At 37.5% G+C, this 1,833-nt stretch carries 1 protein-coding gene; it reads left to right on the top strand.

What is annotated here, in order from left to right; genetic code table 11:
- Positions 1-331 precede the first annotated feature (331 nt).
- Positions 332-1,747, top strand: a complete 1,416-nt coding sequence (gene ltrA, locus E4100_RS09245; RefSeq protein WP_135271760.1) for a group II intron reverse transcriptase/maturase — start codon at positions 332-334, stop codon at positions 1,745-1,747.
- Positions 1,748-1,833: the final 86 nt, after the last annotated feature.

Here is a 1,833-nt window from a genome sequence, read left to right as displayed (position 1 = left end):
AATGACAAGGGTGTCCATCGTGAGGTGGAATCTGAAGGAAGTCGGAGGCAAAATCCCGGCTCGATGAACAAGAACCGCATACGAGGCTGAACTGAGATGGACGAGTTTGCGAAACAAAACAAAGTCCAACACTACCCGAATCTCAGACAGTAAATGTGGCGAGTATATGGGATGAAAGCGGTCGCTCTTACCCGGGGAGGTCTCATGGACATGGGGAAACAAAGTACGAACCATGGTTGAAACAAGATTCGTCATGAGAAGTCAGCAGAAGCCATAGTACTATTAGAATCTAGATATAATAGGAAGGGCTGAATCATAGGAGATGAAGTCAATGAAAATCACCGAAAACACGTCAATATGCAGAAAACAGAATAAAGACACCATCATCAACCGTGGGAATAGTGTGGAAAACGAAAGACACGGAAATGGGCAGAGTGATTTAAGGATGATTGAAAAGGACAACACCAACACAAACGAACCAACAGAAAGAATGCTAGAAAAAATCCTATCCAGAGACAATATGAATCAAGCCTATTTAAAAGTAAAAAGAAACAATGGAGCAGGTGGAGTCGATAATATGGAAATAGAGGAACTTCTAGAACATTTAAAGACACATCGGGAGGAAATTCTAGCATCCCTACTGAAAGGCAGCTACAAACCACAACCAGTAAAACATGTAGAGATACCAAAAGAAAAAGGTAAGACACGCAAGCTGGGTATACCAACGCTAACAGATAGAGTAATTCAACAGGCAACTCTACAAATACTAAGTCCAATATATGAGAAGCAATTTTCAGAGTCAAGTTATGGATTTAGACCAAATAGAGGATGCCATGAAGCATTGAAAAGATGCCAAGAATACGCAAATCAAGGGTATTGGTATGTTATTGATATGGACTTAGAAAAGTTTTTCGACAAAGTAAATCAATCTATGCTAATAGAAATTCTATCAAGAACGATAAAAGATAATAGGGTTATATCCTTAATTCATAAGTTCCTAAATGCAGGAATTATGGACAGAGGAATATTCATAAAAAGTGAAGTAGGAGTTCCTCAAGGAGGACCAATCAGTCCGCTTCTAGCAAACATTATGCTAAATGAGTTAGACCAGAATCTCGACAAATGGGGATATAGATATGTAAGATACGCCGACGATATCATGATATTCACCAAAAGTAAAAGAGCGGGACAAAGGCAATATCAAAGGGTCAACAAATTCATAGAAGGCAAATTGAAGCTAAAGATAAATAAAGACAAAACCACAATAACAACTTTAGATAAGGTGAAATATCTAGGGTATGCTTTCTATAGAATAAAAGACAAATGGAGATTCAAAGTCCATCCTACAAGCATAAGAAAATTAAAAGATAAATTAAGAGTGGTAACAAGCAGAAGCAATGGAATGAGCATAGAAGGAAGGAAAGAAAAACTTAATCAAATAATCCGAGGATGGGTACAATACTTTAAATTAGCAGACATGAAAGCTATCATGAAGTCCATAGATGAGTGGTTAAGAAGAAGAATTCGTATGATAACATGGAAAAGATGGAAGAAGGTTAAAACGAAATTCGAAAACCTACAGAAATTAGGAGTAGCTAAACAAAAAGCATGGGAATGGGCGAATACAAGAAAAAGCTACTGGCATATAGCCAATAGCTGGATTCTTACAACAACCCTTACCAATGCAAGGTTTGAAAAGCAAGGATATTTAAGTTTTATTAAATATTACCTTGAAGTAAGAGTGTAAACTATGAAACCGCCGTATACGAGAACCGTACGTACGGTGGTGTGGGAGGTCGGAAAATAAAATAATTATTTTCCTCCTACCCGATT

The sequence above is a fragment of the Soehngenia longivitae genome, from assembly GCF_004684055.1.
GTDB lineage: Bacteria > Bacillota > Clostridia > Tissierellales > Tissierellaceae > Soehngenia > Soehngenia longivitae.
This window is presented reverse-complemented; position numbering and strand designations above follow the sequence as displayed.